Origin of the sequence: Rahnella sp. ATs2, from assembly GCF_051851855.1 — a bacterium.
Taxonomy (GTDB): domain Bacteria; phylum Pseudomonadota; class Gammaproteobacteria; order Enterobacterales; family Enterobacteriaceae; genus Rahnella; species Rahnella variigena.
Genome location: NZ_JBLYPL010000015.1, coordinates 137,467 through 144,458, shown reverse-complemented (window position 1 = coordinate 144,458; position 6,992 = coordinate 137,467). Strand labels below are relative to the sequence as shown.

Sequence of the window (6,992 nt, the reverse complement as noted above, 5' to 3'; positions counted from 1 at the left end):
TTAAAGAGCGTACGTTGCGAGACTTAACTCAGCAACGTGGGAGGCAGATAATACTCTTTCCCCCTGAAGAGTCAACCATTTTCTTTTACAAGATGCGGTGTTTTCACCGGGTTGAATCTTCCTGACTGGGCGACTTGGTTCTCGTTAGAGGAGTCGTTGTTCCCGGTCAGTGGAGGCGCATTATAGGGAGTTCTCAGAAGGCCGCAACCCCTAATTTCAAATAATTTACTGACCGTTCGCAAATTAAACAATTTCGCCCAAAACGGACAAATAGCGACCTATTTCAGCGTAAAACACACCAGTTTTAGACCAGAGGCTGGAGTAAACTCTCCTTTATAATAAGAGAAAAACATTCAGGAATACCTTACATGTTACTTAATGCCCATCAGCAAGCGGCTCAGCGCAACCTTTCTTATCTGCTGGCAGAGAAAATTGCACAACGCGTTTTGTCTGGCGAGTATCCGGAAGGTGCAATCCTTCCTGGTGAGAATGAGTTAGGGGAGATTTTTGGCGTCAGCAGGACAGCGGTACGTGAAGCAGTAAAAACACTGACCGCAAAAGGAATGCTTTTACCCCGTCCGCGGATTGGTACCCGGGTAATGCCTCAATCGAGCTGGAATTTTCTCGATCAGGAATTACTGACCTGGTGGATGACACGCGAAAACTTCGATCAGGTGATGGCGCATTTTATCGTACTACGCCGGGCTCTCGAACCGCAGGCTTGTGCGCTAGCTGCACTTTCTGCAAGTGAAGAACAAAAGCATCAGCTCTCTCTATATATGTATGAAATGCGCCAGCTGCATAACAGCTTTGATCGGGAACGCTGGATAACGGTCGATACCCAGTTTCATCAGCTGATTTATGAGGCGGGGAAGAATCCATTCCTGACGTCTTTCTCGAATTTGTTCAGTTCGGTGTATCAAAGCTATTTTCGGGCGATTACCGGCAATGAAGTGATTAAGCTGGAACATCACCAGCGGCTGACGGATGCCGTTCTTGCCGGTGATGCCATTACCGCCCTTCTGGAATGCCAGAGGCTGTTACTTACCGATGTATGATCCGACGGACTGACGCACGACCAGTTCCGGCGTGAGCACTAAAACTTGCGGCTCGGAATCCGGGTCCTGCAACCGATGTAATAAAGCATCGACGGCCAGTTCGCCCAGCGAGTCTTTGGGCTGATGAATGGTGGTCAGCGGCGGCATCATATATTGCGCCAGCTGGATGTCATCGTAGCCCATAACTGCCACATCATCGGGAACACGTAATCCACGCTGATAAAGCGCCTGATAAACGCCAACTGCCATTGCGTCGTTGCCAGCGAAAACAGCATGAGGCGGTTCGGGCAGCGCCAGCAACTCCTGCATCGCGGCTAATCCGCCTTCAAATTCAAAATCACCACTCACTTCATAACCGGGCAAAATCTTCAGACCTGCTTTATCCATAGCCTGACGATATCCACTCAGCCGTTCCTGCGCGGTAGTTTTATCCAGCGGGCCGGTAATACAGGCAATACGCTGGTAACCCTGACGGATTAAAAACTCTGTCGCCATTTCCCCGCCTAGCAAGGCGTTATCCTGAATGATATCAATGGCGCCATCAAAGGGTGACCAGTCCATCATCACAATCGGTAATGACGGATAACGGCTGATCGCTTCTTTTGAAGGCCGGTGATTTTCCGTACACATGATAAGCAGCCCGTCGACCCGCTTTTGCAACAACGTTTCGAGGCTACGGTTCATACGTTCTGCATCATTATCGGTATTACACAAAATCAGACTGTATCCGCGCTCATAGCAACTACGCTCAACACCCCGCACCACTTCTGAATAAAAAGGGTTACTGCTGGCAGTCAGTAACATGCCGAGAGTACGTGTCTGGTTCAGTTTCAGGCTGCGCGCTAACGCGGAAGGTGCGTAATTGAGTTGTTCAACGGCGGCATTCACTTTGTCAGCGATAGATTCACTGACAAAACGATTCTTGTTGATCACATGGGAGACTGTCGAGGTTGAAACGCCCGCGAGGCGGGCGACATCTTTCATGGTGGCCAATCAGGCCTCCTGTTGTGCAAGAAAATCGTCGATTTCTTTACGCCACGGCACGGAAGGTTGCGCACCAGGACGCGTCACTGCAATCGCCGCTGCCGCGTGTGCGAATCGTACCGCACTGTCCATCGGTTTGCCTTCCAGCAATGCTGTCACCAGCGCGCCGTTAAACGTATCGCCGGCCGCAATGGTATCGACGGCTTTTACACGGAATCCGGCCACTAACTTACCTTCACCATTCTGGCTCAGCCAGACGCCTTTACTGCCTAACGTAATGATGACAGTCCCGATGCCTTTGTCGTGCAGCGCTTTCGCGGCCCGTGCGGCATCTTCATTATTATCGACTTTAATTCCTGTCAGCTTTTCAGCTTCGGTTTCGTTCGGGGTGATCATATCCACCCGCGCCAGCAACTCATCGGGCAATTCACAGGCCGGAGCAGGATTGAGGATCACCTGCGTTCCGTTGTCTTTGGCAATCTTCGCCGCCGCAATCACCGTCTCAAGCGGCGATTCCAGCTGCATTAATAATGCTGATGCGCCAATGACCTGCTGTTTATAGCGATCAAGGTAATCGGGCGTCACAGCTTTATTCGCCCCCGCATCGATACCGATAACGTTCTCACCTTCCGCATTCACGAAAATCAGCGCTACGCCGGTGGTTGTATCTTTGATGGCTTCGATGGGTTGCGTATCAATATGATCACTGACCAGCTGTTTACGAACGCGCTCGCCAATATCGTCATCTCCCACACAGGCAATAAAAGAAATATCAGCGCCACTGCGACCGGCTGCAACAGCCTGATTCGCCCCTTTACCGCCAAAGGCTACGGTGTATTGCTTACCGATAACCGTTTCGCCCGGTTGCGGGAAGTGGTTGATATTCAAAATGTGGTCAGCGTTGATACTGCCGAGTACCACCAGTTTGCCTGTCTTCATGTGGAGATCCCTGAGTTAAATAGCGCCTCCCCGAAGGAGGCGCAGTGACAGCATAAATAAAGAGGGTATTACGGCTGAGCAACCAGTTTCAAATCAACAGGGATAACAGCCGGAACTTTCTCGCCTTTCAGCACTTTATCTGCAGTCTGAACACCGATCACACCGATTTGCTCAGGACGCTGTGCCACAGTCGCGCCCATTTTACCGCTGTTAACCGCTTTAATACCGTCTTCGGTGCCGTCAAAACCTACGACCAGTACATCCGTTTTACCGGCAGTCTGCAGGGCACGCAATGCACCCAGCGCCATTTCATCGTTCTGAGCAAACACGGCCTGCACATCCTGATGCGCGGTCAGCAGGTTCTGCATCACGTTCAGACCTTTGGTGCGGTCGAAGTCAGCAGGCTGGCTGGCGAGTATCTGGAAATGATGTTTTTCAGCCGCCTGAGCGAAACCTTTACCGCGTTCACGGGCAACAGACGTACCGGCGATACCTTCCAGTTCGATAACTTTGGCATTTTCGCCCAGTTTCTTAGCGATGTAATCACCGGCCATTTTGCCGCCGAAGGCGTTATCAGAAGCCACGTGGCTGGCGACAACGCCTTTGGTTGCCTGACGGTCAAGGGTGATCACCGGGATTTTCGCCTGGTTTGCCATCGCAACGGCGTTACCTACCGCATCAGAATCCGTCGGGTTGATCAGCATCAGTTTGGTGCCGCGAACGGTCAGATCCTGCACGTTCGCCAGTTCTTTCGCCGGGTTGTTCTGAGAATCAAGTACCACCAGGTTGTAACCCAGTTTGTCCGCTTCTTTTTGCGCGCCGTCTTTCATGGAAACGAAGAACGGGTTGTTCAGAGTAGAAACGACCAGCGCAATGGTGTCTTTCGCCAGAACGTTAGCACTGAAAGAAGCGGTGATCGCTGCGGCGGAAACCCAGACAGCCAGTTTTTTCATATTCATGGTCATAAGTCCTGTAGGAGAGGTTATTTGTTGCTTTTGTTATCCACCAGTACCGCCAGCAGGATGACAACTGCTTTTACGATCATCTGGTAGTAGGAAGAAACACCTAATAAGTTCAAACCGTTATTCAGGAAGCCAAGGATCAGTGCCCCAATCAGCGTTCCGACAATGCGTCCTTTACCCCCGGACAGGCTGGTTCCCCCTAATACCACTGCGGCAATCGCATCCAGCTCGTAACCTGTACCGGCGTTAGGCTGCGCAGAAGACAGGCGCGCCACTTCGATGATACTGGCCAGAGCCGCCAACAAACCACACAGGGAGTAGACGATAATTTTAACTTTATCGACGCTGATACCTGACAAACGCGTTGCGGATTCGTTACCGCCCAGCGCGTAGATATAACGTCCTAAGCGGGTGTGATGGAGCATGTACCAGGCCGCAATAAACACCACCGCCATCAGCCAGACCGGCGTCGGGATGCCCAGCGGGCGGCCGATACCAAACCAGCCGAAGACATCGGCAACATCATTAAAACCCGTGCTGATCGGGCTGCCGTTGGTGTACACCATCGTGATACCGCGCAGCAGCAACATCATGACCAGCGTGGCGATAAACGCCTGCACTTTGCCTTTGGCGACAATCACCCCGGTCACCGCACCGACGGCGGCACCCAGCGCCAAAGCTCCCGCCACCGCGACTAATGCATTCACTTCCAGCCCGACAATCGAGGCTGCCACCGCGCCGGTCAGCGCCAGCAAAGAACCGACGGATAAATCGATACCTGAGGTGAGGATCACCAGCGTCATGCCGACCGCCATAATGGCGTTGACCGACGTCTGCTGAAGAATGTTAAACAGGTTATTGAGCGTGAAGAAATTCGGGCTCATGGAAGAAACCACGGCAATCAACACCAGCAGCGCAATCAGAGACTTTTGCTCCAACAACCACTCTTTACTGATCCAGCGCTTCTTGGCTGGCAATGTCTGAGAACTCATATCTGATTACTCCTGCGTCACGCCGTATTGCTTGCCGACAGCGGCTGCCATCAACACTTCTTGCGTAGCCTGTTCTATCGGGAATTCACCGCTTAAATGACCTTCATGCATCACCAAAACACGGTCACTCATGCCGATCACTTCCGGCATTTCTGAGGAAACCAGGATGATGCTCAGCCCTTCGCGCTTGAACTGGTTTATAAGCTGGTAAATCTCTTTTTTGGCACCGACGTCAACGCCACGCGTCGGTTCGTCGAGGATCAGGACTTTTGGCCGCGTCATCAATCCGCGGGCAATCGCCACTTTTTGCTGATTACCACCGGAAAGCAGGCCGATTGTCTGCATCATCGACGGCGTTTTAATATTGAAGAGACGGATAAAGTCGCCAACGGCCTGCTGTTCTTCCGCGTGCCTGAGACGTCCGCCACCATGGCTGAAATAGCGCAGCGCAGTCAGTGACATATTTTCTTTCACTGACATACCGAGTACCAGGCCATCGCGCTTACGATCTTCTGAGATGTAAACGATGCCGTTTGCCAGTCCGTCCTGCGGTGAATGCGTGACCACTTCGCGTCCATCAAGCGACACATAGCCACTTTTACGCGGCAATGCACCGTAGAGAATTTTCATCAGTTCAGTACGGCCTGCGCCCATCAAACCGGAAATCCCCAGAATTTCGCCGCTGTGCAGATCAAAGCTGACGTTATCCACGCCCGGACCGCTGACATCACGCACCTGCAGACGCAACGCACCGCGCTGATGATTAATACGCGGGTATTGTTCTTCGAGACGGCGGCCGACCATCATTTCAATCAGCGTGTCTTCTTCCAGCGAACTGACCGGACGCTCAGCGATAAACTGCCCGTCACGGAATACCGTCACGTCATCGCAGATTTCAAAGATTTCTTTCATGCGGTGGGAGATATACACCACGCCACAGCCTGCGGCTTTCAGCTCGCGGATCACGCTAAATAAAGAGGCGGTTTCGGTATCGGTCAGGGCGTCCGTGGGTTCATCCATGATGATGACTTTCGACTCAAAGCTCAGCACCTTGGCAATTTCGACCATCTGCTGATCGCCAATTGATAATTCGCCAACCAGACGATCGCTTTTGTAGCGCAGGTTCAGGCGCGCCAGCAGTTTATCGGCTTCGGCATACATCTTTTTCCAGTTAATGCGGCCAAAACCGTTCACAAACTCGCGGCCCAGGAAGATATTTTCAGCGATGGTCAGCTGTGGGATCAGATTCAGTTCCTGATGGATGATGCCAATTCCGGCTTCCTGAGAAGCTTTCGGGCCATTAAACGCCGCTTCCTTGCCCAGAAAATGTACTGAGCCGGCATCTTTCTGGTAGATGCCGGTCAGCACTTTCATCATGGTGGACTTGCCCGCGCCGTTTTCTCCCACCAGCGCCATCACACGTCCCGGATAGACGCTGAGCGCCGCGCCGGAAAGTGCTTTAACGCCGGGAAAGGCTTTATCAATGCCTGTCAGTTGCAGCAAAGGTTGCATAAAGGCCTCAGAAGGTTACGCCGGCACACAGAATAACGTTCGCGTAAGGCGAACATTCCCCGCTGCGGATCACAGCCCGACTTTTTTCGCTTTGCGCTTTGAATGCCTCATGACTGACGTAATCCAAAGCAATGGTGTTTCCCTGGTGTTGTTCGAGTTGTGTCAATTGGGCGAGCAACGCTTCATGGAGTTGAGGATTTTTAGTGAGGATTTCCTCGGCGAGGATAGCCCGCTCAACCTGCATCTCATGTGTCACTACCTCTAAGACTTGTAAAAAGGTGGGAACTCCCTGGGTCAGAGCCAGATCGATGCGTTGGCAAGCTGCTGGCACCGGAAGTCCGGCATCGCCAATAACCAGCTGATCGGTGTGACCTAACCGGGCAATAACATGTGAGATTTCGGCATTTAACAGCGGTGACTTCTTCATTGTGAACTCCTACAGCGAAACGTTTCGCTCACGGATGAGTTTATTAACTTCATCACGCATGGCAACGGACAAGTGATGGAATTGTGATCAGCGTCGAAACGTTTCGCTGAATGATTCA

At 52.1% G+C, this 6,992-nt stretch carries 7 protein-coding genes; 1 reads left to right on the top strand and 6 read right to left on the bottom strand.

Going from position 1 to position 6,992, the window contains the following annotated elements; translation table 11 throughout:
• Nucleotides 1–368 precede the first annotated feature (368 nt).
• Complete coding sequence (locus ACJY2G_RS17165) at nucleotides 369–1,058, top strand: FadR/GntR family transcriptional regulator (protein WP_430320940.1); 690 nt, start codon at nucleotides 369–371, stop codon at nucleotides 1,056–1,058.
• Here the strand turns inward: ACJY2G_RS17165 and rbsR are convergent.
• The 6 genes from rbsR to rbsD form a co-directional block, all read right to left on the bottom strand.
• Nucleotides 1,041–2,051, bottom strand: coding sequence for a ribose operon transcriptional repressor RbsR (rbsR, locus tag ACJY2G_RS17160; protein ID WP_430320941.1), 1,011 nt, complete (start codon nucleotides 2,049–2,051; stop codon nucleotides 1,041–1,043). The genes ACJY2G_RS17165 and rbsR overlap by 18 nt on opposite strands.
• On the bottom strand, nucleotides 2,052–2,981 hold the full coding sequence (gene rbsK / locus ACJY2G_RS17155) for a ribokinase (protein WP_430320942.1): 930 nt from the start codon (nucleotides 2,979–2,981) through the stop codon (nucleotides 2,052–2,054).
• Nucleotides 2,982–3,049: 68 nt separating this feature from the next.
• Nucleotides 3,050–3,940: a ribose ABC transporter substrate-binding protein RbsB gene (rbsB, locus tag ACJY2G_RS17150; RefSeq protein WP_112290844.1), complete on the bottom strand. Its 891-nt coding sequence runs from the start codon at nucleotides 3,938–3,940 to the stop codon at nucleotides 3,050–3,052.
• Between the two features lie 23 nt (nucleotides 3,941–3,963).
• Nucleotides 3,964–4,935: a ribose ABC transporter permease gene (rbsC, locus tag ACJY2G_RS17145; protein ID WP_112290846.1), complete on the bottom strand. Its 972-nt coding sequence runs from the start codon at nucleotides 4,933–4,935 to the stop codon at nucleotides 3,964–3,966.
• 6 nt (nucleotides 4,936–4,941) lie between these two features.
• Nucleotides 4,942–6,447 (bottom strand): ribose ABC transporter ATP-binding protein RbsA, encoded by a 1,506-nt coding sequence (gene rbsA / locus ACJY2G_RS17140; RefSeq protein WP_120163942.1) that lies wholly within the window; start codon nucleotides 6,445–6,447, stop codon nucleotides 4,942–4,944.
• A gap of 7 nt (nucleotides 6,448–6,454) precedes the next feature.
• Nucleotides 6,455–6,874, bottom strand: coding sequence for a D-ribose pyranase (rbsD, locus tag ACJY2G_RS17135; RefSeq protein WP_095924061.1), 420 nt, complete (start codon nucleotides 6,872–6,874; stop codon nucleotides 6,455–6,457).
• Between the last annotated feature and the right edge of the window lie 118 nt (nucleotides 6,875–6,992).

Excerpts from the sequence above, each read along its gene's own strand:
- ACJY2G_RS17165 (WP_430320940.1), top strand. The coding sequence starts at position 369 with ATGTTACTTAATGCCCATCAGCAAGCGGCTCAGCGCAACCTTTCTTAT.
- rbsC (WP_112290846.1), bottom strand. The coding sequence starts at position 4,935 with ATGAGTTCTCAGACATTGCCAGCCAAGAAGCGCTGGATCAGTAAAGAG.
- rbsD (WP_095924061.1), bottom strand. The coding sequence starts at position 6,874 with ATGAAGAAGTCACCGCTGTTAAATGCCGAAATCTCACATGTTATTGCC.
- rbsK (WP_430320942.1), bottom strand. The coding sequence starts at position 2,981 with ATGAAGACAGGCAAACTGGTGGTACTCGGCAGTATCAACGCTGACCAC.
- rbsA (WP_120163942.1), bottom strand. The coding sequence starts at position 6,447 with ATGCAACCTTTGCTGCAACTGACAGGCATTGATAAAGCCTTTCCCGGC.
- rbsB (WP_112290844.1), bottom strand. The coding sequence starts at position 3,940 with ATGAATATGAAAAAACTGGCTGTCTGGGTTTCCGCCGCAGCGATCACC.